Raw genomic sequence first — 20500 nt, forward strand, 5'->3', positions numbered from 1 at the left:
AATCTTTTCAAGGATTTTCGAATTGAAGCTCACACACCGCGACGAGCCTTCAGTCGTGCTTGGCGCGATCGGCCCGCTACTGCTGGCCGCAAGGAAGGGTATCCGGTGATCTGCGTCGAGACACGGCACATGGGCGTGGGCTTACTCATGCTGAACATAAAGGATGCGATCGATGAATAAATTCGTGAGAAGTCTATTAGCCGAGCTCATCCCGGTGTGGATGACGCCGCAGGAACCGCGCAGAGACGAACCGCCGACGGCCCGGTCGGGAGCCAAATCGTGGGAGCAGGCTGGGGGAGGAACCAATTCTGGAGCCCGAAGTCATTCCACCCATTGATCCTGACGAGCAGGAGCGGCCGATCACGCCAGTGCCTCCGATTCGATGAGGCACTTCCGATGTGTACCACTTGGCTAGACCGCCTCGATATCCGTTCTTGAGAAATCGTCGCCCTTGAACAGAAGGGGGAGGCGATACTCCTTGGCGCAGGCGTAGGAGAAGCAATCACCAAAGTTCAGCCGTGCCGGATGACCGACAAAGCGGCCATAGTTGCGCGCCGCATTTATTGCCCTCCGATGCAAGGAGCCATTCATGGACAGTTCGCGCGCGCCGATAGTTTCCATAAACTTTTGGACATCCTCTTCAACCTGATCAATCAACTCGGGCGGGGTAGGGGCCTGGTCGCCAAAGTGCGAGATCGAGATTATACGGGCTAGGCTGATTACCGCCTCGAACATGGCGAGCGGCGAATAAAATTTAGGATTTTCTGACATTTCGATTTTAGCGAGAAGATAACCGGCATCTTCTTCGCGAGCTAAAATAGCAACGATTGCTGACGCATCTAGGAACATCAAACTTCCCACATCTCGTCTGTGAACTTCTTCATGTCGAAGTCTGGCATGTTGGGTCCCATCTTGGCTCGCACACTGTCCTGAATCTTTTTGACGCGCTCTTTTAATGGTACAGCCTGTTCCGCTCGCGCCAACTCATTTTGCAGAGCGCGTCTGACCGCTTCCGTCTTGGTTGGCGCCTTCGTGGCCTGCTGGACCTTCCTTGCCAGTGCATCAACATCGTCGTCGCGAATGTAGAGAGACATCGCCTTTACCTCACGTATATGCAGCTGAGAATATGTGAATATAGTAGCCTGGATATACATCAAGTGCAAGGAGTCGGGGGCGAAGCGTTCGCCAAGGCGAGGGAGGCGTCTTCGCCCGACCAACTCGTTTTCCCAGCCTGATCTTTCCGGTTTCACTTCTCTCCGTGGTCGAGGCGAGCGCTCGCCGTTCGCGCTGACCATTCTCTACTCTGGTCAAGAATGTGGTCCGGCCTCAAACAGGTAAGTCGAAAAGGGTGGACAGGAGACCTAAGCTCGCGAACTCTCCAATGGCGGATAGCCGATTCACGTATAGGTAGCCGTGTCTGTGAATTCGAACGCTTAGACACGCCGGGTCTCTTCTTTCAATACGAGAGAAGGGGCCCTTTCGCTTTCCGTTTAGGCACGGGCCCGGTGATCGGAACGGAGGTTACGGGCCTGACCGTAACCATGTACGAGGGTGGCCAAGGGGATACACTGCTATTCGGTGCTTGCTTCGGTCTTACCGCTCTCAGACGATGTGGACGGCTGCTCAAGGGGCCTTTCCGTCAGGGCCCTGATTTCCTCGGCGAGCGCGGCGAGCTGTGCCGCAATTTCTAAGAGGTCCGAAGCCGGTTTTGTGTTGCCGGTGCTTTCCTTATCACGGTCGCCCATGTTCCCAAGTCGCCGTTTCTGGGGCGGCATTCTTTAACCCGACACCCCGAAATCAATCAGGAGAGTTCAATGAGCGCTGTCATCGCTCGCCAGGCCCGCGCTGCAGCAAAGGGCAGAGTGGATGAGAGCAACGTCGCGTCGGATCTTTTGCACTACAGCGCCGTGCGTCTTTCAGACGCACAAAGGACGCTGTAGCACTTTGAATCGCTGCATGTTTTTGTCCTTGAGTCGGGTACGATTTAAGGACCCATGCAGTAGACACGCGCGCCGATCTTGGCAGCAACCCCGGAGAAGGACTGCGACGATTATCTCTATCGCGGCCCGAGCCGGATGCGGCTCGTCATCCCGGCTGGGAGATCTCATCGCTGTGATCCCCCTGGGATTTCAGAGAATGGAAGATTTGCAGCCAGAAAGTGAATTCGCCTTCGCGCTTGAGAACCCAGGCTTCAATCCCGCGATGCGCGGCAGCAGTAACAGCGTCGCACCCGTAAAACTCCATGGCACGCTGTACAGCCGTCGCCACAGCGACATCATTCTCGGCATCCACTTTGCTCGGATCCGAAATCTGGTTCGATAGCTTCGACATGTCGGCTCTCCTTTGAGAGTCCGGCGCAGAGTACTGTGGCCGGACGGTCTCGCAGCGAAGATCGGATCGCGTCGCCCGGAAGCACAAGCTCTGTTCATGTCGATCGATCGACACCCTAATCGCTTTCCCGCAGCCGCGAAAGGTTGAATTTTCTTCGCGGATTGACCGAGCCTCTTCAGGAGCGACGGACTCTCGCCTTGGTCGCGATTCACCTGCACGAAACCCACTTCGCTATGCACCGACTTAAAGTACCTTGTTTGCGGCGATATCTTCGCCTAAGACTCGCGCATGTGGTCGCGCTGAAAGCTCTGAATCTTCTCGAGTATTTGCGGCGCGATCTCGAACTGTCGGGCCTTGCCGCGCCCCATCGAGTTCTTCACGAACTTTTCAGTCAGCAGCCCGCGTCTCACCAAAGGATCTATCGTTTCCGTCACTCCGGTGCGCGTCAAGCCGGTGATTTCGACTATATTTGCAAGTGTTAGCTGCTGATGTCCCTGATGCATGATGTACAGCACGCTCATCATGCCGATCTGTTTGAGGCGCGACTGAGGCGTTTCACCTTCGAGGGGATTGTCGACGATCTCGTGGAAGATGAAGCCGGAGAAGGCGAGGCTATGCCACTGGAGATTGAGTGCTCTTGTCATTCGTTTAACTGCATTGTATAAGGCGGTATATCGAGTTCGCGGCTCGTGTGGAAATAGGAATTGAATTTGCGTCGCGTCTGCGGAGGCTCATCTCCATGAAAAACCTTCTGATCGGGGTGGCATTGGCTGCATTTGGCGTCACCCATCCATTCTACCTTATTTCAGCAAGTAATGCGCGGGCTGGCGAGTGGGGATGCCAGGTTATCCTATGCCTTTCCAATCAGGGTGGCCCCACACAATATGCCGAGTGCCGACCTCCGATCCAAAAGCTCTGGCGCGAGCTTGCAAAAGGCCATCCTTTCCCGACCTGCAGCGGGGCCGGCTTCCGGGCGTCGCGGCCGGGATACGAGCCGTATTCCTGTAACAGCGGCTATCGCCTGACGAAGCGCTATGGCGATCGCGGGCTCGAAGCGAGCTGTATTTCGACGACACCCCAGACTGTCTCAAACGATGAATGTTATTCCGACAATCGTGGAGGCAGCACCTCGCCGCAATGGCGGCGAAGCGGAGGCCGCGCCGTTTGCCAACGCTATGTGACGACGCGGCCGAATGTCCGGCCGCAGCCCCACTATGTCGACGTCACGATCGACGGGCTCGGACGCCAACGGGTGTGGTACTAGCATGCCCGTTGACTTCGTAGATCTCGCGCAGACCTGCGCACCCCTTGTTGCGGCCGAGATCCTTGCCGGTGTGGTGAGCCTCGAAAGCCGCTTCTCCCCCCACAACATTCGCATCAACAGCGGAGCCCCGCTCGCCAAGCAGCCGGCATCGAAGGCTGAGGCAATCGAGGTCGCGTCGACACTCGCCGCAGAACGGCAGGACATTCAGCTCGGCCTCGGCGGCCTAGGAATGGAAGAACTGTCGAGGCTGAAGCTCTCGATCTCCGACGCCCTCGATCCGTGCCTTAATCTTCGAGCCACCGCCACCCTGCTCGATGGCTACTACCAGCATGCGATCAAGGCGGGCGCCGATACCCAAAAAGCCGAGCAGACGATGCTGCAATCATATTCCGGGCGAGGGGACCCATTCGTCGGCGCGATCGTCAACTACGACGAGCAGGTCCGCCGCGAGATCAAGAAGCTCGCTCCTGTAATGGCGCAGCTGACGATTAGTGACAATCGGGAGGGGAGCATACCGGTTGACACGGCCGCTGGAGATCTCGTCGCCGACACCAATGAAGATCTGATCAAGAACCAGCCGGCCGCCGTTCCTTCCTGGGACGTCTTCAGTTCCCGAAGGCGCTCTTCCATCCTCGTATTTCAGAACAATCAAGTGGAGCATAGCGAATGATTTTCAGCATCAGAATTCGTCCGATCGCAGCGTCAACGCTCATGGCTGTCGCCACTGTGGCCGTCCTGGTCGAACCGGCTTTCGCACAGGCCGCCGGCATCGAAACCGTGCTGCAGAACATTGTCGACATGCTGACTGGCAACATCGCCAAGTTGTTAGCCGTCATCGCCGTGATCGTGATCTGCATCGCCTGGATGTTCGGATACATGGACCTCCGCCGAGCAGGGTTCTGGATCATCGGCATCGGCGGCATCTTCGGCGCCACCGAACTTGTGAACACCATTGTCGGGAGCTGACCGCATGCCGACCGCACGGCCAACGCTCGAGGAAGACACGCTCTTCATTGCCTGCACCCGGCCGGCGATGATCGCCGGCGTGACGATGGAAGCGATGGGGCTGAACATCATGCTCACGACGACCCTCTACATCGTCGCTGGATCGATCGCCTACTTGGCTGTCGGAGTCGTTTTCCATCTCGTCTTTCGCGCGCTCGTGAAGCACGACCAGAACATGTTCCGCATCCTGCTTGCCTGGGTGGAAACACGCGGTAGGTCACGCAACAGCTTCTATTGGGGTGGGGCGACGCTTTCGCCGCTGAGGCTCATTCGACGCTTTGACGAAAGGGACCTTGGATTTGCTTGAGCGTGCAACGCTGAGGTCCCGAGAGCTCAACCCGGAGGCCTTCATCCCCTATATCCGCCATGTCGACGAGTCGACGATTGCGCTCGATTCCCGCGCACTGATGGTGATGATTGCGCTTGAGGGCGTCTCGTTCGAGACCGCCGACGTTCTCGACCTGAACGCTCTCCATCGCGACCTCAACACGCTCTACCGGAACATCGCCGATGAGCGGCTCGCCTTGTGGACTCATCTCATCCGCCGCAGGGACAGCGACTATCCCGAGGGAACCTTCACGACCGCGTTTGCGGCCGCGCTCAACGACAAGTACCGCGAGCGCATGGTGGGCGAGGACCTGTTTCGCAACGACCTTTATCTGACGCTTCTTTGGTGCCCGGCCCGCGATCCGGCCGACAAGGCGGCGAGGCTCTTGTCGCGGTTGCGACGAACGCGTCAGACGGGTGCCGAGCTGGACGAGGAGTCCCTCAAGCAACTTCGAGAAAAGGTCATCGACGTCGCCGCCGCTTTGAAACGCTTCGAGCCGCGCGTACTGTCCCTCTACGAGCACGATGGCCTCCTGTTCTCGGAGCCGAGCGAAGTGCTGCATCAACTCGTCGGCGGCCGGCGGGAGCCGATCCCGCTGACAGAGGGGCGCATCGCCTCGGCGATCTATTCGGATCGCGTCATTGTCGGCCGGGAGACGATCGAAATCCGGCACGAGGCGACGAGCCGCTACGCCGGCATGCTGAGCTTCAAGGAATATCCGGCCCGTACCAAGACCGGCATGCTCGACAGCGTGCTCACCAGTTCCTTTGAGCTCACCCTATCGCAATCCTTCTCTTTCCTCTCGAAAGCCGACGCACGCGTCATCATGGGCCGCAAGCAGAACCAGATGGTCAGCAGCGGCGACAAGGCGGCCTCGCAGATCGAGGAGCTTGACGAGGCCATGGACGATCTGGAGTCCAACCGGTTCGTAGTCGGCGAGCATCATCTCTCGCTTTGCGTATTTGCCTCATCCGTGAAGGAACTGAGCGACAATCTGGCCAAGGCACGCGCCAGCCTGACGAGCGGCGGCGCCGTCGTTGCGCGCGAGGATCTCGGGCTTGAGGGTGCGTGGTGGGCACAGTTGCCCGGCAACTTCCGCTACCGCGCCCGGTCCGGAGCGATCACGTCGCGGAATTTCGCAGCCTTGTCGCCCTTCCATTCCTATCCCGGCGGCCAGAAAGACGGCAATGAATGGGGCCCCGCCGTCGCTCTGCTCAAAACCGCGTCCGGCTCGCCGTACTACTTCAATTTCCACTACGGCGATCTCGGCAACACCTTCATCTGCGGACCGTCGGGCGCCGGCAAGACGGTGCTGCTCAACTTCATGCTGTCACAGCTCGAAAAGCATGAGCCACACGTGGTGTTCTTCGACAAGGACAGGGGCGCGGATCTCTACGTGCGCGCCGCCGGCGGCACCTATCTGCCCCTCAAGAACGGCATCCCGACCGGCTGCGCCCCCTTGAAGGCCCTCGAACTCACGCCGGAGAACAAGGTGTTCCTCACGCGCTGGATCGGCAAGCTCGTCGGCTCGTCGTCCCGGGAACTGACCGTGACCGAGCTCCGCGATATCGCTTCCGCCATTGATGGTATCGCCGATCTTCCGGTGGAGCGCCGGACCATCGGCGCGCTCAGGACTTTCCTCAACAACACCGATCCGGAAGGGATTGCCGCGCGGCTGCGGCGGTGGGAGAGCGGAGGGCCGCTCGGCTGGGTCTTCGACAACATCATCGAGGACGTCGGTTTTGGTGAATTCGGCGTCGGCGGCACGTTCGTCGGCTATGATATGACCGACTTCCTCGACAACGAGGAAATTCGCACGCCGCTCATGGCCTACCTGTTCCATAGAGTCGAACAGCTGATCGACGGCAGGCGCATCATCATCGTCATCGACGAGTTCTGGAAAGCGCTCCAGGACGAAGGCTTTCGCGATCTCGCGCAGAACAAGCTCAAGACGATCCGCAAGCAGAATGGCCTAATGCTCTTTGCCACGCAGAGCCCGCGCGATGCGATCGTCTCGCCGATCGCCCACACGATCATCGAGCAATGCCCGACACAGATCTTCCTGCCGAATTCCCGCGGCGACCGCGGCGACTATGTCGACGGCTTCAAGCTCACGGAGCGCGAATACGAACTGATCGCGCGCGAGCTTTCCGTCGAGAGTCGAAAGTTCATATTGAAGCAGGGGCACAACAGCGTCGTCGCCGAGCTGAACCTCAGCGGTTTCGATGATGAACTCGCCATCCTCTCCGGCAGGACGGCGAATGTCGAGCTCGCAGATGCGATCCGCGCGGAGGTCGGCGACGCTGCCAAGGACTGGCTTCCCGTTTTCCAGCAACGAAGAAGGAGTGCGATCTAATGGCTTCCTATCGACCTCAGGGAGCGGCGCTTGCGGCGGCGCTCGTTCTTTCCGCGAGCACCGCGGCAGGGCAGGGCATCCCGGTGATCGATCAGACGGCGATCGCCAAGCACATCGAGACCATCGCTGAGCTCAAGTCACAGCTCGACGCCCTCAATCAGCAGATCGAACAGGCGCAGCAGCTCTACGGCTCGCTCAACAAGCTCACCGAGATGGCGGATGTCGCAAGCATCCTGAACGATCCTGCCATCCGCAAGGCTCTGCCAGCAGAGTTCAATGCGATCGAGGGGTTACTCAAGGGTGAGGGCAGCGGCGTCTTCCGCGATTCCGCCTCGAAGTTCCTGGAGGGCAATTCGACCTATCGGACCAGTGCCAACGATTTCTATGCGCAGGAGCTTTCCCGCGCCCAGAACAAGAATGCCGGGCAGATGAGTCTCGGACAGCAGATCTACGATGCGGCGACCAAGCGAATAGAGGGCATTGACCAATTGCGCGAAAAGATTTCCACGGCAAGCGACGCCAAGGACATTGCCGACCTTCAGGCCAGGCTTCAGGCGGAAACAGCCTTCCTCCAGACGGATCTGCTGCGCATGGAGGGTCTTCGCATGGTGCAGCAAGCGCAGGCCCAGGTCGACGAGCAGCGCAAGGCCGAGGACTGGCGGCGGCGCATGGATGCCATGGGAGCCGCACTGCAATGAGGCTGCGTTTTCTTTCTGTTTTTCCCATCGTTCTGGCCGCTTGCTCGCAGGAAGCCGAGCGCGTCTATACCGTCGATGAACTGCTGGCTGACAAAGCGCTCCGTACCGACGTGATCGGCAAATGCCGCCGCAATCCGGGTGAGTTAGGCAACACTCCGAATTGCCAAAACGCTGCGGCAGCAGATTTCAGGACCCGTCTTGAACGAATGTAAGAAGCGCTCGGAGGCAAAACCGTGTATCAAGTCTTCGCCTTTGTCGACGGGCGGTTCAAAGCGCCGCTCGAGAACTTCATTGCCTCCGGAACCTCGAACGTCGCGAGCTGGGTCACTGGCCCGCTGACGGCGGCGGTCACCCTTTATGTAGTGCTCTATGGCTATCTCGTGCTGCGCGGTTCCGTCCAGGAGCCGATCCTCGATTTCGCGTTCCGTGCAATCAAGCTCGCCATCATTGTGATGCTGGTCAAGAACGCCAGCGAGTATCAGACCTATGTCACCAAGGTCTTCTTCGATGTGCTCCCGCGTGAGATCTCCCAGGCGCTGAATACCGGTACGGCGCCGAGCGCCTCGGCCTTCGACAGTCTCCTTGATAAGGGGCAACAGTGCGCCAAAGAGATCTGGGCGGATGCCTCCTGGCCTATCGACATCGTCAGCGGCACCAGTGGCATGCTCGTGATCGGCGCGAGCTTCATTGTCGCCGCCATCGGCTACATCGTCTCGCTTTATGCAAGGCTGTCGCTTGCCATAGTGCTCGCCATCGGCCCGATTTTCGTGGCGCTCGCCATGTTCCAGGCGACGCGTCGCTTCACCGAGGCCTGGATCGGGCAGCTTGCGAATTTTGTGATCCTGCAGGTGCTCGTCGTCGCCATCGGCTCGCTGCTGATCACCTCAATCGACACGACGTTTTCAGCGATCGATGCCTATAGCGATGTGCTGATGCGGCCGATCGCCCTTTGCGCCATCTGCCTTGCCGCGCTCTACGTCTTCTACCAGCTTCCCAACATTGCCTCTGCTCTGGCTTCCGGCGGCGCATCGTTGACCTACGGCTACGGTGCGGCCCGAGACGCCCATGAGAGTACGCTTGGGCTGCATCACGCAGCTTCCGGGCAGCCGTGCGCGGGGTTCGCGCGAGCGGGCGGACATTCAGATCGAAAGGCGCCAGTTCATGACGCCATTCGAACGAACAAAAGGCCATCCTGGAATGATCAGACCAATCCTGCCGCTGTGCATCGCAGCGATCTTAGGCGGTTGCGCATCAATGACCTATTCACTCCCGAAATGCGACGGCTATTCCCGCCGGCCGCTCAATCGCGCCATGTGGCAGTGGGAGGACAACAACGATCTCAAACACAAGCATTCCGATGCGCGCCCGGCAACCTCGTCGCGGGTGGCCACGGCCTATGTCGACGCCGGGAGGGAGCCATTAGCCTTCGCCCATTTCGACCTCGGCGCATCCTATCGTCCTTGCGAGGGGTAGGGCGATGGTCTCGAGCGACGAACTGAAGACGTACTTCGAAAAGGCGCGACGCTTCGATCAGGACCGGATGACCCAGGTCGAACGCTCGGCGCGTATCGCCTGGTCGATTGCCATCGTGTCAGGCGTCCTTGCCGGCGCATCCATCTTCGCGGTCGCCGGCCTCACGCCGCTCAAAACGGTCGAGCCGTTTGTCGTGCGGGTCGACAATTCGACCGGCATTGTCGACGTCGTCTCGGCGCTGACATCGACGGCGGGAACCTATGATGAGGCCGTCACCAAATACTTCGCCGCAAAATATGTGCGTGCTCGCGAAGGCTATGTCTGGAGCGAGGCGGAGGAGAATTTCCGCACCGTTGCGCTCTTGTGCACTCAAGCAGAGCAAGCTCGGTTCGCCGCCTATTATCGCGGCAGCAACCCGGAATCCCCGCAGAATACCTACGGGCGCAGTGCCACGGCCCGCATCAGCATCGCCTCGATCTCGCTGATCAACCCGAACGTCGTGTCCGTGCGCTACATGCGCACGATAACCCGTGCGGACGAGGTTCGGACGACCCATTGGGTCGCAACGCTCACCTTCGCTTACGTGAATACGCCGATGTCGTCGAGCGACCGGCTGGTGAACCCTCTCGGTTTTGCCGTTAGCGAATACCGGGCCGACCCGGAGGCGATCAACTGATGCGGACCGCAGCCATTTTAGCTCTCATTCTCGCGGGCTCGGCATCCGCGGCGCTCGCCCTCGAAATCCCGCGTGGGGCCTCGCAGGACAGCCGCGTGCGCTTTGTCGACTACCAGCCGTACAACATCACCCGGATTATCGGCTCGCTGCGGTCCTCGGTTCAGGTCGAGTTCGCGGCCGACGAGGAGATCGCACACGTCGCGCTCGGCAACAGCGTCGCCTGGGAAGTCGCGCCGGCCGGCAACATCCTCTTCCTGAAACCGCGCGAGAACCAGCCGATCACCAACATCTCCGTTGTGACCACACGGCGCGACGGGTCCACGCGCAGCTACCAGATGGAGCTGACGGTGCGTGACGGAACGGTGGAAGCTGGCCAGAACACCTATCGATTTTCGGCGAGCATGGGGAGGGCTTCGCAAGATCGCAGATCCGTGGCTACTTGGGTGAACGGACGATCATTGCCGCGTCGCTCGGAAAGGGATTTGGAGCTTCGGGTGGCATGATTATGCTTGGCACGGCGCGACAGGAAGAGCTGTTTCGCAGGTTCGCCGTAGCGCACGCCTTCTCGGCGTCGCTCAACGTCGCGGCCATCGGCGCAGCATTTGCGTCGCAGGAACTCCATCGCACGAAAGAGCTTGCCGATCTTCAGCACGCTCTCCGAATGAGGACCGCCCTTTTTGATAGCCTCGTTCCGACCGACCAGACGGGCTCGCCCTTGCCTATCCGAACCGTGAAGATCGGCGACGAACTGACAGCCATCGGGGCAGCGAGAGCCTTGCTCGACCGCGGCTTTTATACCTCGGCCATTTTCTTTCCTACAGTTGCCAGAGGCCGGGCAGGGCTGCGCCTCTGCCCGACAGCGGGCCACTCGGAGGACGACATCCGAGGGGTGGGCGGCGCGGTCAAAGAGGTCCTTGCGGAGATAGAAGACTCTCGGCAGCATTGAGGCGCCAACGACGGGCGTACCAGGATTCAGATCACCACTGAATGAACAAGGATTCTCTATGTACGAGCATCTGTCGGAGTGCTGTGTCTTGCTGCAAAATTCAATAGGAGTTGTTCATGATGCTTCACTTCGCATCGCCGAGCTGAGCGTGTCGACCGCCGACAACGGGATGGAAAAAACCTTCCTGTTCGTTGATGGCGAGGCCATGGTGAGGGCCGTCGATAGAGGGGTGCTGATGCGGGTCGTCGCGACAGACGTCATCTCTTACTATGGCATAAGGACGGCACTGGAGGGCAGCATTTTCGAAGCGGCGGCATTGGCGCGTGAGGAATTCGCCTGGCGCCCGGCCGATCGACCAAACGCCGTCTGCAGCCAGAGAACTTGTTCATCCGAGCAAGAGTTCAATGGACGCGAAGAACTCGCCTCTGAGCAGGGAGTAACGCGCCAGGACAGGGGGCAACCATCATGAGATTTCACCCGCCGTATCCCTGGAAGAAGTAACTCCGTGGATTGTTCGCGTCGGCCGCACGGATTCGGATGCGGCAGATCTGGATGCAGCTCAAGCAAAGTGGCTCTTGCCGAGTGAACTGGTGTGACGTTTCAGCAGGTGCAAAAGAACACGAGCAGCGGACAAAGCGGGCCAGACCGAGCTCCAGCAAGTAGCCGCGACCGCTCTGTTCATCCTTCAAGAAGTCGCCTGAGCGTCGCGGCGTCTTCCAGAAATACCGCTGGGTCGTCATTTACAACAAATTCAAGCATGGCAAAGCGGCGCCCGGTCCAGCGTGACGCGGGCATGCTGCCGAGAACCGTTCGCCAATAGTCGGCCGCGGACGTCAAGGGGAAGCGGTTGCGGCCGCGGTTCCATGCGAAAACATGGACATGGGACACATGCTCGCCGATCTCACCGATCTCGGTAAGCGCCTCTTCAAGCGGAAGTCCGGGCCGCGGCTGCCAGTAGAGGTAGACATTCTCATGGGCGATCTCATCGATCAGGCGGCGCGCCGAATCCGTATCATCCGTCAGAGACTGCGGGTGATATTCGAGCGACACGGTCACCCCCTGCCGCGCGGCCTCGGTGCCCATGTCGCGGATTGCCTCGGCGACCGCGCGCCTTTCACCGGCGCTATAATCGCTTGAATCGCGCTGGCGCGTTCCGGGCCAGATGCGGATATTGGAGGCGCCGAGTGCGATTGCACTCTCCAATGCGTCCAAGAAGTCGGGGAGCTCGGCCGTTGGCGGTGCCACGTAGGAACCGTAGGACGTTGCCAAGCCGGCCCTCTCGCACAGCCGCGCGACGGTCCGGGCAGTGGACAGGTCACCGGGAGGAACATGCGCGTCGCCGGCCCATTCGACGGCGGCGAGGCGGGCTGCCACCGCCAGGTCCACGATTTTCTCTGCGCCGATCTTGCGGAAGGTGACCGTGCAGAGCCCGGGTTCGAAACCGCTCATGCCATTCGCTCCAGATCGGCCTTGCGGATCTCGAAATGCAACGGCCTGCCTTCGATGAACCGGGCGATTTCATCGATAGCCATCTCGCCGAGGCGTGTTCGCTCGAGGCCGATGGCGCCGGCGATATGCGGGGTCAGGAACACGTTCGGCAGCTCATAGAAGGGCGAGCTTTCATGCGGCACCTCGGGATCCGTCACGTCGATGACGGCGTTGATCGCGCCCGTCTTCAGCCTGTCGATCAGCGCCGCTTCGTCCACGAGCGCTCCGCGGGCCGTGTTGATCAGCGTCGCGCCGTCTTTCATCAGGGACAAGCGCCGCGCGTCGATCATGTGCCGGGTATCCGGGAGCGAAGGCGCGTGCAGCGAGACGATATCCGAGCTTGCCATCAGCGTATCGAGATCGATCTTCTCGACATGAAGTGCGGACGCGTCCTCTTCTCCGACCAGCGGATCGTAGAGCAGCACCTGATAATCGAAGGGGCGAAGCAATTCGATCACCCGTCGTCCGATCCGTGAGGCGCCGACAATTCCGACCGTGCGGCGATAGTTCCCGATCGGCTCGCCCTGTAGCAGATGGGTGCGACTGCGACCCCGGTCGGCGGCGTAGAGATCGCGGAAGCGGAAGACCTGCTTGCCGGCGAAGATGATCGCGGCAAGGGTGAACTCGGCGACGGGGACAGCATTTGCCGCGGCCGCATGGCTGACCGGCACTCCGGCATCGAAGATGCAGTCATCGACGATGCCTTTGACTGTTCCGGCCGCGTGAACGACCAGGCGCAGCCGCGGCGCCCGGGCCAGTGCTGCTCTATCGAAGAGCGGGGCGCCCCATCCGGTGATCAGGATTTCCGCTTCCGCCAGCAGCCGTCTTGCCCTTTCGTCATCGAAGGACGTCATCGGCGCTTCATCGAGTATGCGAGCGAAGTCGCCGAGCCGCGAGAGGAGTTCCGGCGTCACGACATATCGCGTTCGTTCGGGCTGCATCGCAAAGGCGACCGCGGGGCGGCTCATGGCATTCGCCCCGGCACATTCATGGCGCTCACGACCACCCCTTGCTTTGCAAGCGCGAGCAATTCGTCCATGTCCGGGGCAGCCGGCGGCCTTGACCAGTCAGCAGAGACGGCGGCGGTATCGCGGAGCGCAAGCACCGCGCAGCGGAGAATGGTCTCCCCGGCCGAAATGGTGGCGCGCAATTGCGGCACCAGTGTCTTTGCGACGATCAGGTTTGTATTGGGTGGAGCCTTCTGAACCAGACCTTCGCGCGAAACCGTCGAGCCGAGGTCGCGGATTCCGCTGAAATCCTCCGCGCCGATGGCATGGGCCGCGCCTTGTCCTGCTGAAAGTGTGTCGGCTTCGAAATCGCGCCTGGCGATCGCAAAGCCGCCCTCGACCGTTTGGAGCTCTCTTGGTGTGGTGATCCGGTGCACCCGCATATGCGAGGGCGAGGACGGAATGAGCCAGGTCTCGACGACGACGTCCGGCCAGGGGGACCATCTGGAAAAGAGAACGTTGCCGCCAAGGCGCGCCTCCTCATTGGTCTCCCGCACCCGGTAATGGATGCCGTCATCGCTGAAGGCGAGCATCGAATCGAAGGCGCCGCCGGCAAAGGCCCGCTCGTCGCTCTCCACGCTAAAGGCGTAACGGCTCGAATAGGCGAATTTCGCATATTTTTCCGATCCGAACCGCATCTGCCGGTTTTCCTGGCCGGAAGAAAGCGCCACCACGTCACCCTTGCATGGCATCATGATCATCCCGGGATGGCGAAGGGCGACGGGCTCGCGGGACGAGGTGAGCGGTTTTTCCGGGCTCGTCCAGAACGGATGGTCTTCTGCGACCGCGAGCGGTAGGAATGCCTTGAACGCCCAATAGGGCGAGCCCGCCGAATTGTAGTTCTCGGACATCAGGAGGTTCGGATAGCCGTAGCCGATCGACAGCACGCCGTCGCGGTGCGCCATCGGCTTGTCCGCCCACCATCTGAGGTGGCGCAGGCACAGACCCTTGATTTCGCCCCAAGGCAGTGCCTCGAGACCAGCGAAGGCAAGCGCGGACCAGAAGCCCGCACAGGCGAAACGGTAGGTGAGACTGCGGCCGAAGGGGACGGTTGCTCCGTCCTCAGCAAACCAGTGACGGAAATCCTGCGCGAAGGCGAGGGCACGCTCGCGGTAGCGCTTCGCATAGTCGTCGTCGACGAGGCGTGAATAGATCAGGCCGTAGAAGTGCATCGCAAAGGGAATATAGTGGTCGATGCGCCGCACATTGCCGTCGCGATACCAGCCATCGGCGATGTAGAAGCCGTCGAGCTCGGCGAGATAGGCCCTGGTGAGACTGCGGTCATATTCCACGCCGAGCCGGTCGAGAGCGATGTCGACGAAAATGCGGAAGAACTTCCAGTTGTTATCCGCATAGTCGAATTGCCGGGCGTGGAGCAAATAGGCGAGAAGATTTTCGCGCGCTCGGCCGCTCAAAGGGTCCCATAGTTTTTCCGGCACAAGGGCGAGCGCGAAGCCGAGCGCCGCAAGTTCGACCATGCGCTGGTCGCGGCCGTTGATGGTGCCCCAATATTCCGGGTGGTTTGGATCGGTGCCGTTGGCGATGCCGTCCGCATAGCGCTCCCAATGGGCAAAATGGCCGCCGCCGACAGCGAAAGGGGCAAGACCCCAGAGCGGGCGTGCGAAACCTTCGAGGTCGGCGGCCGCGCGATCGAAGTGCCCGGCGGCTGCATCGAGGCGGACCCGCGCGCTGCCCTCGGAAAAATAAGGCAGCAGCGGATTGAAGAGGTCGATCAGCGCGTGCTGCATGTCGTCGCGCGCTTCAAGCGGATTGCCGCGAAGCGGATTGGCGCTGGCGGGATCGTAGGTCATAAGCGCTGTCCTTCGTCAAGGGTGCCGCCGGGCACCGGAGCGACCGCGTGGGAGACGTGCCGGGCGGGCGCCGCCGGGTGGCGGAAGCGGAAGTGCATCATGTCGATCGCCTCGCGGCCGAGCGCGACACGATCGACGCGCATCGTGGCGAGACGCGGATTTGCCATTTCGGCGCAGGGCAGGTCGTCGAAACCGACCATGGCGAAATCCTTAGGCACGCGGAGGCCAATCTCCGTGACCGCTTCGAGCACGCCGACCGCGACGAAGTCGTTCATGCAGAAAGCGGCCGTGAAACCCGCGTCTTCGGCAAGCGCAGCGAGTGTCGCCGCATGCGCTTCAAGGCTGGCATTGGACTCAAAGGGCAGCTGGATGACGCGCGCCTCGCCGTTCTCGACCGAGGAAACGGCCGCTTCGAAACCGCGTATGCGTTCGCGGATCGTCCGCCGGTGCGATCCCGTCAGGTGAAGGATGCGGCGATGGCCGGCATTAACGAGCCGCCGCGTTGCCGCATAGGCGCCGAAGAAGTTCGATGGCGAGACGCCGTCGAAGCGCATTTCGGCATCGGTGCCGTTGACGAGGATCACCGGCGTGCGGCTTTCCCCGAGCCATCGGCAGAGCGCATCGCCGGGATCGATGCCCACCAGGAAGAGACCCTCCGCCCCGACGGATTCCATATGGTCGCGAACGGTCTCCGGCGTTGCCCTTGCCTCACGGACAAGCCGGATTTCGAACGGCATCGCCTGCCGGGCCGCCTCGGAACGCAAGCCCTCGACAATGCCTTCGTAAAAGACGCTCAAGCCGCCGGTAACGCCGTTGCTCGCGATCAATGCCAGCGTTTGGGGTGCCGTTTTAGCGCCGGTTTTCACCGGATAGCCGAGGTCATTGGCGACCTTGAGGATCTGCCGCCGGACATCTTCGCTGATGCCGGGTTCGTTCGCGAGGACGCGCGAGACGGTGGAAACCGAAACCCCGGCACGGGCGGCGATGTCGGCTTGGCGGAACCGTTTGGGCGATGTGTCTATCATGCTGCAAACATCGCGCAACTCATGCAAATTTGCAAGTAAGCAACAAATTCTTGCACATTTTTGGTTTTTGCATAATCTTCGCGTGGAACTTGATCCCGCCGGGCGCTGGAGGAGAGCGTGAGGCGGGCAGCCACAGGGAGGAACGGCATGCGACTCAATCGACGCACATTCATGCTCGGCACGGCTGGCGCCGCCGCCGGTATTGCGCTTGGCCCCGTAGGCTCAGGACAGACCTTTGCTGCGGAAAGCGTGCAGCTGCGCGCGATGTGGTGGGGCTCCAACGATCGCTCGAAGCGGACATTGAGCGTCGCCCGGCTCTTCCAGGAGAAAAACCCTGATATAGCGATCGTCGGCGAGAGCCTGAGCGGCGAGGGGTACTGGACCAAGCTTGCGACGCAGATGGCCGGTCGCGCCATTGCCGACATTTTCCAGCTCGAGCCCAACACGATTTCGGATTACTCGAAGCGCGGCGCCTGCCTCGCCCTCGATCCTTTCGTTCCTTCAGTGCTGGACGTGAACGCTTTCGGCCAAGATATGCTGAAGCTGACAACCGTCGACGGCAAGCTTTGGGGTGTCGGCCTCGGCCTGAACTCATTCGCGATGTTCCACGACGCCGATGCCTTCGCCAAGGCAGGCGTCACCCCTCCGGGGCTCGACACCACGTGGTCGGAATACGCCGACATCGCGATCGAGATGGCCAAGGCCACCGGCAAGGGCGGCGGGCCGTATGCGGCTCGCTACGCCTATGTCTTCGATGCCTGGCTTAGGCAACGCGGCAGCAGTCTCTTCAACGAAAGCGGCCTCGGTTTCGGCGTCGAAGAGGCCAAGGAGTGGTATGCCTACTGGGAGGATCTGCGCAAGCGCGGCGGCACCGTTGCGGCCGATGTCCAAACGCTCGATCAGAATACGATCGACACGAACTGCCTGGCGCTCGGCTATTCAGCGATCGGCATGGCCTATTCGAACCAGTTGATCGGCTATCAGCTCATCATGAAGAGCAAACTTGGCATCGGCATGCTGCCCAGAGCCGAGAAGGGCGGCCCCTCCGGGCACTATTATCGCCCGGCCCTGATCTGGAGCATCGGCGCCACCTCGGAGCACGGCGAGGAAGCCGCCAGATTCATCAGTTTTTTCGTCAACGACGTCGAAGCAGGCAAGATCCTCGGCGTCGAGCGCGGCGTGCCGATGTCGCCCACCGTTCGCGAGGCGATACTGCCGCAGCTCAATCCCACGGAAGCGGAAACGGTGAAATACATCAACGCGCTTAAGGACCAGGTCGGCAGCTATCCTGCCCCTGCGCCGCTTGGAGCGACGGAGTTCGACCATCGCGTGTTCCGGCCGATTGCGGACGAGCTTGCCTTCGAGCGCATATCGGTCGCGGATGCGGCGGAACGCCTGGTCAGCGAAGGAAAGACTACCATCCGCACCGGCTGATCCGGAAGGTCGCGACGCCCGGAATATCAGACGCGGGATGCGGGAGGCTTTTTCCTCATCCCGCTCTGACCTCCGAGGACCTGCGACCGATGCGCTTGTCGAGTTCTCCAGGCGTCGGGCGAATCCGAGATTGGCAGGCTGGAGCGCATGAATGCCCCGGGCGATCAGGAGCCCGATGCCGCGAGCTCGGGCGAGATTTCGGCAAGCTGGTCGGCCGGTCGGATCAGCGGCGCGGCGGATCTCTCGATGGCGCAGGCCTTGAGGTTCCCAGTGAAGAGAATGCCGGCGATCGGTAGCACCGCCTCGGCCGGGAATGCCTCGTGCCGGATGCTGTCCCTCGGCACATGCAGTTTGTGTTCGGCGGCGGCCGTCCCGCCCGACAGGACCAGCGCGCGAGTCTGCTGCATGTCGAGGAGCGTCGGCCCGTAAAGGAACTCGAAACTGAGCATTGAGACCAGGAACTTGTAGGTGCCGTCGCGGACGCCGCCCTTGAGCATCGCGGCGCGATGCATGTCCTCGCCTATGCGGACATCGAGCGGCGGGATGCGCGGCTCGCAGACATAGTTCAGCGCGAGCAGCATTCCCTTCTCGACCTCAAAGCGCAGCCGGTCGCGCCCAAGATCGACTGCCGCGATCGAAAAGCGCCTGTTGCTGTATTCGACCACCGGCCGGCCGAGCCGCTTGGCGAGCCAGTTGCCATCGAGGGCTCGGGCGCCGGCGAAATGCTCGGGGTCAATCGCTGGCGGCAGCGCCGCGGGCCGCAGCGGCGTGGCGAGCGCGAGTTCGAGTTCGTCGGCGATCAGGTTCGCGACCATGGTCGTCGCCACCGGACGGGCATAATGGCCCTGGTCGGAATAGAAGCTGGGATGGCCTACCACCTCGCGTCCGAGCTTCTGCATCAGCAGCCGAGAGACGTCGACGCAAATCGTCCCGTACCATTGCGAGATGTAGGTGATGCCGGCATCAATCGAGGGCACTGAGGTCAGGAATGAGCCGTTGCGGGACCCGAAGACGAGCGTCGCGATACGCAGCTTCGGATTGCGCTCGCGGACGAAGCGGATGATGCCCTCGTAGAAGCGGGCCCAGTGCCGGAACGGGCGGCGCTCGTCGCCATAGACGAAGGCATCGTTAAGCGCATATTCGATCAGCAGCAGGTCGCAATCGGCGAGTTCCTGCTCGCGGATCTTGAGCTGGTAGAGGCCGAAGGCGCTGGTCGTGCCGCCCACCGCGAGATCCGCGACGATGTCGAGCTCGACGCCGCGCCGCGCCATAGTGGAAAGCAGCGAGGGCAAGTAGCCGGGCTGCATGACGGTGTTGGAACCGCCGATGATCAGGGTCTTCAGCTTCATGGCGTCACCGCCGCACGGCCGGTCGGGGAATGCTTGCCAAAGCGTCAGGCTCCATAGGTGGTTGCCTCCCAATCGAAATAGAAGGCGACCGCGATCCGACCGGCCCGCATGAGCTCGGCGAAGCGCTCGCGGATCGTTTTGACCACGCGCTCGCGAAGGCTGTCATCGGCCGGGCAGGTCTTCGCGGTGTTGGCGCGCCAGAAGCGGCTGCCGTTTGCCTGCATTCCATCTCGTTGACGGTGACGAGAAGGTAGGGCGGCGATCCTTCGCGATGGATCACGTCCAGGTTCTCGTCGGAATAGATGAGCATTCAGAGACTCCGAGAATGGGGCCGCCAATCGGCTTGGATTTCGACGGCGTTCAGCCATCACGGATGCAATCGGGCGGGCTCTTTTCGGCCTTCCCGCCCGTGACTTTGTTCACGCCACGGCTCGCCGCGCGGCGGAGAGAGTCTCCATCTCGAGGCCGATGTGGCGCGCGAGATCGCTTCGGGCGATTGCCATGTGCAGGTTTGCGCTGACGAAGCCTGCCGGCGTGCCGCAATCGAAGGTGCGGCCGCAGAATTCGAACGGCCGGATCTCCTGGGCCGACATCAGCGCGATCATCGCATCAGTAAGCTGGATTTCACCACCGGCGCCGGGCGCCTGGCGCTCGAGCAGTTCGAAGGTGTCGGGATGGAGGATATAGCGCCCCGAGATGAAGAGATTGCTGGGGGCCGTCCCCGGAGCTGGTTTTTCGACGAGACCTGTGACGACCGGGCCGTCGGCTCTGCGCTCGAGCGAGACGATGCCGAATTTATGCGCGTCCTCGGGCGCGCACCGCTCCACGGCAATGACGTTGCCGCCATGGCGTTGATAAAGCGACATCATGGACTTGAGGCAGGGCTCCTCGGAGACCATCAGCATGTCGGGAAGAAGCACGGCGAAGGGTTCGTCGCCGACGATGTGCCGCGCGGTCCATACTGCGTGGCCGAGACCGCGCGCCTGCTGTTGGCGCACGAAGGAAATGGTGCCGGCACGAGGGGTGTTCTCGACGATCCTGTCGGCCAGCGGATGCTTGCCGGCCTTGCGCAGGCTGACATCGAGCTCGAACGCATGATCGAAATGGTCCTCGATCGCACCCTTCATGCGGCCGGTGACGATGATCACGTGTTCGATGCCCGAAGCGAAGGCCTCCTCGACGATATAGTCGAGCACCGGTCTGTCGACGATCGTCAGGAGCTCTTTCGGGACGCTCTTGGTGGCAGGAAGCATCCGCGTGCCGAGACCGGCGGCGGGAATGATGGCTTTGCGGATTCTCTTTTGCATGG

The 20500-nt window shown here is 61.2% G+C and carries 24 protein-coding genes and 3 pseudogenes; 15 read left to right on the plus strand and 12 right to left on the minus strand.

The genetic code is table 11. The features are described from left to right. Nucleotides 1–411 precede the first annotated feature (411 nt). The 3 genes from M728_RS20260 to M728_RS20270 all read right to left on the minus strand — a co-directional run bounded on the left by M728_RS20260 (nt 412) and on the right by M728_RS20270 (nt 1745). On the minus strand, nt 412–849 hold the full coding sequence (locus M728_RS20260) for a type II toxin-antitoxin system VapC family toxin (RefSeq protein WP_051440859.1): 438 nt from the start codon (nt 847–849) through the stop codon (nt 412–414). Next, nucleotides 849–1094: a type II toxin-antitoxin system VapB family antitoxin gene (locus M728_RS20265; protein ID WP_026619944.1), complete on the minus strand. Its 246-nt coding sequence runs from the start codon at nt 1092–1094 to the stop codon at nt 849–851. Before M728_RS20265 ends, M728_RS20260 begins: the two co-directional genes overlap by 1 nt. A 477-nt stretch (nt 1095–1571) precedes the next feature. Further along, a complete protein-coding gene (locus tag M728_RS20270) occupies nt 1572–1745 on the minus strand; it encodes a hypothetical protein (RefSeq protein WP_210163560.1) in 174 nt (57 codons plus the stop codon). Between the two features lie 69 nt (nt 1746–1814). Here M728_RS20270 and M728_RS20275 point away from each other — a divergent pair, with 69 nt between their 5' ends. Continuing rightward, nucleotides 1815–1940 carry a hypothetical protein gene (locus tag M728_RS20275; RefSeq protein WP_256375563.1) on the plus strand — a complete coding sequence of 42 codons (126 nt, stop codon included), beginning with the start codon at nt 1815–1817 and terminating at the stop codon, nt 1938–1940. A 145-nt stretch (nt 1941–2085) separates the two neighbouring features. On the opposite strand, the gene M728_RS20280 is transcribed toward M728_RS20275, so the two are convergent. Then, entirely contained in the window at nt 2086–2331 is a 246-nt protein-coding gene (locus tag M728_RS20280) for a hypothetical protein (RefSeq protein WP_026619943.1), read from the minus strand. A 275-nt stretch (nt 2332–2606) separates the two neighbouring features. Then, nucleotides 2607–2975, minus strand: a complete 369-nt coding sequence (locus tag M728_RS20285; RefSeq protein ID WP_026619942.1) for a MarR family transcriptional regulator — start codon at nt 2973–2975, stop codon at nt 2607–2609. A 95-nt stretch (nt 2976–3070) separates the two neighbouring features. On the opposite strand from M728_RS20285, the gene M728_RS20290 reads away from it, so the two are divergent. From M728_RS20290 to M728_RS20350, 13 genes and pseudogenes are all read left to right on the plus strand, one after another. Then, complete coding sequence (locus M728_RS20290) at nt 3071–3595, plus strand: hypothetical protein (protein ID WP_084044364.1); 525 nt, start codon at nt 3071–3073, stop codon at nt 3593–3595. A gap of 1 nt (nt 3596) precedes the next feature. Further along, nucleotides 3597–4265: a transglycosylase SLT domain-containing protein gene (locus M728_RS20295; RefSeq protein WP_026619941.1), complete on the plus strand. Its 669-nt coding sequence runs from the start codon at nt 3597–3599 to the stop codon at nt 4263–4265. Continuing rightward, on the plus strand, nt 4262–4561 hold the full coding sequence (locus M728_RS20300) for a TrbC/VirB2 family protein (RefSeq protein ID WP_026619940.1): 300 nt from the start codon (nt 4262–4264) through the stop codon (nt 4559–4561). The genes M728_RS20295 and M728_RS20300 overlap by 4 nt, the downstream gene beginning before the upstream one ends. A 4-nt stretch (nt 4562–4565) precedes the next feature. Further along, nucleotides 4566–4907: a type IV secretion system protein VirB3 gene (locus M728_RS20305; RefSeq protein ID WP_026619939.1), complete on the plus strand. Its 342-nt coding sequence runs from the start codon at nt 4566–4568 to the stop codon at nt 4905–4907. Next, a complete protein-coding gene (locus tag M728_RS20310) occupies nt 4900–7284 on the plus strand; it encodes a VirB4 family type IV secretion system protein (protein WP_034883308.1) in 2385 nt (794 codons plus the stop codon). Before M728_RS20305 ends, M728_RS20310 begins: the two co-directional genes overlap by 8 nt. After that, nucleotides 7284–7982 carry a P-type DNA transfer protein VirB5 gene (virB5, locus tag M728_RS20315; protein WP_026619937.1) on the plus strand — a complete coding sequence of 233 codons (699 nt, stop codon included), beginning with the start codon at nt 7284–7286 and terminating at the stop codon, nt 7980–7982. Before M728_RS20310 ends, virB5 begins: the two co-directional genes overlap by 1 nt. Beyond that, entirely contained in the window at nt 7979–8194 is a 216-nt protein-coding gene (locus M728_RS20320; RefSeq protein WP_026619936.1) for an EexN family lipoprotein, read from the plus strand. Before virB5 ends, M728_RS20320 begins: the two co-directional genes overlap by 4 nt. Nucleotides 8195–8215: 21 nt before the next feature. Next, nucleotides 8216–9147 (plus strand): annotated as a pseudogene (locus M728_RS20325) (type IV secretion system protein). Beyond that, nucleotides 9144–9455, plus strand: a complete 312-nt coding sequence (locus M728_RS20330; protein ID WP_026619935.1) for a hypothetical protein — start codon at nt 9144–9146, stop codon at nt 9453–9455. Before M728_RS20325 ends, M728_RS20330 begins: the two are co-directional and overlap by 4 nt. Before the next feature lie 4 nt (nt 9456–9459). Continuing rightward, nucleotides 9460–10131, plus strand: coding sequence for a virB8 family protein (locus tag M728_RS20335; RefSeq protein WP_026619934.1), 672 nt, complete (start codon nt 9460–9462; stop codon nt 10129–10131). Then, nucleotides 10131–10517: pseudogene (locus M728_RS20340) on the plus strand (TrbG/VirB9 family P-type conjugative transfer protein); the annotation flags it as partial. The gene M728_RS20335 and the pseudogene M728_RS20340, both read left to right, overlap by 1 nt. Then, nucleotides 10514–11077 (plus strand): annotated as a pseudogene (locus tag M728_RS20345) (aminotransferase class I/II-fold pyridoxal phosphate-dependent enzyme); the annotation flags it as partial. The pseudogenes M728_RS20340 and M728_RS20345, both read left to right, overlap by 4 nt. A 58-nt stretch (nt 11078–11135) precedes the next feature. Then, complete coding sequence (locus M728_RS20350; protein ID WP_051440858.1) at nt 11136–11546, plus strand: hypothetical protein; 411 nt, start codon at nt 11136–11138, stop codon at nt 11544–11546. A 209-nt stretch (nt 11547–11755) separates the two neighbouring features. Here the strand turns inward: M728_RS20350 and M728_RS20355 are convergent, their stop codons facing one another. Genes M728_RS20355 through M728_RS20370 form a run of 4 tightly spaced genes read right to left on the minus strand, consistent with a single transcriptional unit; the run spans nt 11756 to nt 16408 of the window. Further along, entirely contained in the window at nt 11756–12526 is a 771-nt protein-coding gene (locus M728_RS20355) for a sugar phosphate isomerase/epimerase (RefSeq protein ID WP_026619932.1), read from the minus strand. Then, on the minus strand, nt 12523–13533 hold the full coding sequence (locus M728_RS20360) for a hydroxyacid dehydrogenase (protein ID WP_026619931.1): 1011 nt from the start codon (nt 13531–13533) through the stop codon (nt 12523–12525). The genes M728_RS20355 and M728_RS20360 overlap by 4 nt, the downstream gene beginning before the upstream one ends. After that, on the minus strand, nt 13530–15383 hold the full coding sequence (locus tag M728_RS20365) for a DUF2264 domain-containing protein (RefSeq protein WP_026619930.1): 1854 nt from the start codon (nt 15381–15383) through the stop codon (nt 13530–13532). Before M728_RS20365 ends, M728_RS20360 begins: the two co-directional genes overlap by 4 nt. Continuing rightward, a complete protein-coding gene (locus M728_RS20370) occupies nt 15380–16408 on the minus strand; it encodes a LacI family DNA-binding transcriptional regulator (protein WP_026619929.1) in 1029 nt (342 codons plus the stop codon). The genes M728_RS20365 and M728_RS20370 overlap by 4 nt, the downstream gene beginning before the upstream one ends. Before the next feature lie 147 nt (nt 16409–16555). Here M728_RS20370 and M728_RS20375 point away from each other — a divergent pair, with 147 nt between their 5' ends. Beyond that, nucleotides 16556–17842: an ABC transporter substrate-binding protein gene (locus tag M728_RS20375; RefSeq protein WP_026619928.1), complete on the plus strand. Its 1287-nt coding sequence runs from the start codon at nt 16556–16558 to the stop codon at nt 17840–17842. Nucleotides 17843–18006: 164 nt separating this feature from the next. On the opposite strand, the gene M728_RS20380 is transcribed toward M728_RS20375, so the two are convergent. From M728_RS20380 to M728_RS20390, 3 genes are all read right to left on the minus strand, one after another. Beyond that, a complete protein-coding gene (locus M728_RS20380) occupies nt 18007–19191 on the minus strand; it encodes an SGNH/GDSL hydrolase family protein (protein WP_051440857.1) in 1185 nt (394 codons plus the stop codon). 44 nt (nt 19192–19235) lie between these two features. Continuing rightward, the gene (locus tag M728_RS20385) at nt 19236–19415 is read right to left on the minus strand and encodes a hypothetical protein (RefSeq protein ID WP_026619927.1); all 180 of its coding nucleotides are present in this window, start codon (nt 19413–19415) and stop codon (nt 19236–19238) included. 195 nt (nt 19416–19610) lie between these two features. Then, nucleotides 19611–20498 (minus strand): UTP--glucose-1-phosphate uridylyltransferase, encoded by an 888-nt coding sequence (locus tag M728_RS20390; protein WP_026619926.1) that lies wholly within the window; start codon nt 20496–20498, stop codon nt 19611–19613. Nucleotides 20499–20500 lie beyond the last annotated feature (2 nt).

This window comes from Ensifer sp. WSM1721, from assembly GCF_000513895.2.
Taxonomy (GTDB): domain Bacteria; phylum Pseudomonadota; class Alphaproteobacteria; order Rhizobiales; family Rhizobiaceae; genus Sinorhizobium.

Excerpts from the sequence above, each read along its gene's own strand:
- M728_RS20270 (WP_210163560.1), bottom strand. The coding sequence starts at position 1,745 with ATGGGCGACCGTGATAAGGAAAGCACCGGCAACACAAAACCGGCTTCG.
- M728_RS20300 (WP_026619940.1), top strand. The coding sequence starts at position 4,262 with ATGATTTTCAGCATCAGAATTCGTCCGATCGCAGCGTCAACGCTCATG.
- M728_RS20385 (WP_026619927.1), bottom strand. The coding sequence starts at position 19,415 with ATGCAGGCAAACGGCAGCCGCTTCTGGCGCGCCAACACCGCGAAGACC.
- M728_RS20260 (WP_051440859.1), bottom strand. The coding sequence starts at position 849 with ATGTTCCTAGATGCGTCAGCAATCGTTGCTATTTTAGCTCGCGAAGAA.
- M728_RS20290 (WP_084044364.1), top strand. The coding sequence starts at position 3,071 with ATGAAAAACCTTCTGATCGGGGTGGCATTGGCTGCATTTGGCGTCACC.
- M728_RS20320 (WP_026619936.1), top strand. The coding sequence starts at position 7,979 with ATGAGGCTGCGTTTTCTTTCTGTTTTTCCCATCGTTCTGGCCGCTTGC.
- virB5 (WP_026619937.1), top strand. The coding sequence starts at position 7,284 with ATGGCTTCCTATCGACCTCAGGGAGCGGCGCTTGCGGCGGCGCTCGTT.
- M728_RS20355 (WP_026619932.1), bottom strand. The coding sequence starts at position 12,526 with ATGAGCGGTTTCGAACCCGGGCTCTGCACGGTCACCTTCCGCAAGATC.
- M728_RS20265 (WP_026619944.1), bottom strand. The coding sequence starts at position 1,094 with ATGTCTCTCTACATTCGCGACGACGATGTTGATGCACTGGCAAGGAAG.
- M728_RS20285 (WP_026619942.1), bottom strand. The coding sequence starts at position 2,975 with ATGACAAGAGCACTCAATCTCCAGTGGCATAGCCTCGCCTTCTCCGGC.
- M728_RS20365 (WP_026619930.1), bottom strand. The coding sequence starts at position 15,383 with ATGACCTACGATCCCGCCAGCGCCAATCCGCTTCGCGGCAATCCGCTT.
- M728_RS20375 (WP_026619928.1), top strand. The coding sequence starts at position 16,556 with ATGCGACTCAATCGACGCACATTCATGCTCGGCACGGCTGGCGCCGCC.
- M728_RS20350 (WP_051440858.1), top strand. The coding sequence starts at position 11,136 with ATGTACGAGCATCTGTCGGAGTGCTGTGTCTTGCTGCAAAATTCAATA.
- M728_RS20335 (WP_026619934.1), top strand. The coding sequence starts at position 9,460 with ATGGTCTCGAGCGACGAACTGAAGACGTACTTCGAAAAGGCGCGACGC.
- M728_RS20305 (WP_026619939.1), top strand. The coding sequence starts at position 4,566 with ATGCCGACCGCACGGCCAACGCTCGAGGAAGACACGCTCTTCATTGCC.
- M728_RS20295 (WP_026619941.1), top strand. The coding sequence starts at position 3,597 with ATGCCCGTTGACTTCGTAGATCTCGCGCAGACCTGCGCACCCCTTGTT.
- M728_RS20360 (WP_026619931.1), bottom strand. The coding sequence starts at position 13,533 with ATGAGCCGCCCCGCGGTCGCCTTTGCGATGCAGCCCGAACGAACGCGA.
- M728_RS20280 (WP_026619943.1), bottom strand. The coding sequence starts at position 2,331 with ATGTCGAAGCTATCGAACCAGATTTCGGATCCGAGCAAAGTGGATGCC.
- M728_RS20380 (WP_051440857.1), bottom strand. The coding sequence starts at position 19,191 with ATGAAGCTGAAGACCCTGATCATCGGCGGTTCCAACACCGTCATGCAG.
- M728_RS20390 (WP_026619926.1), bottom strand. The coding sequence starts at position 20,498 with ATGCAAAAGAGAATCCGCAAAGCCATCATTCCCGCCGCCGGTCTCGGC.
- M728_RS20330 (WP_026619935.1), top strand. The coding sequence starts at position 9,144 with ATGACGCCATTCGAACGAACAAAAGGCCATCCTGGAATGATCAGACCA.
- M728_RS20275 (WP_256375563.1), top strand. The coding sequence starts at position 1,815 with ATGAGCGCTGTCATCGCTCGCCAGGCCCGCGCTGCAGCAAAGGGCAGA.
- M728_RS20370 (WP_026619929.1), bottom strand. The coding sequence starts at position 16,408 with ATGATAGACACATCGCCCAAACGGTTCCGCCAAGCCGACATCGCCGCC.